Here is an 811-nt window from a genome sequence, read left to right on the forward strand (position 1 = left end):
GGGCAAGGATGAGGTCGTCGACATCGCGCGCCAGTGGCCCGATGTCGAACAGCAGACGGAAGCTGCGCGGCATGTCGGGCGGATCGGCATAACTGCCGGTGATCGGCACCGTCGATTGCGTCGGCTTGAAGCCGCATATGCCGCACAGATGCGCCGGCACGCGGATCGAGCCGCCGGCATCGCTGCCGATATCCAGCGGCACCAGACCGGCCGCGACGGCCGCCGCGGCACCGCCGCTGGAGCCGCCCGGCGTGCGGGCGACGTCCCAGGGATTGCTCGTGCGGCCGAAGATCGGGTTGACGGTCTGCAGGTCGCGCAGCCGGGGTGGCACATTGGTCTTGCCGATGATGATCGCGCCCGCCTTGCGCAAGCGCGCGGCAATCGTGCTGTCGGCCGTCGGTACATGGTCGGCCCAGGCCGTCAGCCCGACCGTGGTGCGCATGCCCGCCGTGGCGTGGCCGTCCTTCAGGGTGACCGGCACGCCATGCAGCGGCCCGACGGCCTCGCCGCGCGCCAGGGCATCGTCGGCGGCCCTCGCGCCCTCGCGCGCCGCCTTCTCGTCAAGCGTGATGATGGCGTTGAGCAGCGGGTTGACGGCGGCGATGCGCTCCAGCTGCGCCTCCATCGCCTCGCTGGCGCTGACGCGGCGCTCGCGGATCGCGGCCGCCAGTTGCATGGCGGTGAGGAAGGTGGTGTCGGCGGTCAGGGCGTTTGTCATGCGCGCATCCTCCCCGGATTGGCCTTCGCCAATCGCCAGCACGGCAGCCTATCAAAATCGGGTTGCCCCATGGCCTTTGCCCCTGCCCTCATC

1 protein-coding gene is annotated in these 811 nt (G+C 70.7%); it reads right to left on the reverse strand.

Translation table 11 applies throughout. The annotated features are described in order from the left end of the window. On the reverse strand, positions 1-718 hold a 718-nt coding region (locus tag EN781_RS33470), incomplete at its 3' end, for an amidase (protein ID WP_210213521.1). Positions 719-811: the final 93 nt, after the last annotated feature.

It is taken from the genome of Mesorhizobium sp. M4A.F.Ca.ET.090.04.2.1, assembly GCF_003999085.1.
GTDB lineage: Bacteria > Pseudomonadota > Alphaproteobacteria > Rhizobiales > Rhizobiaceae > Mesorhizobium.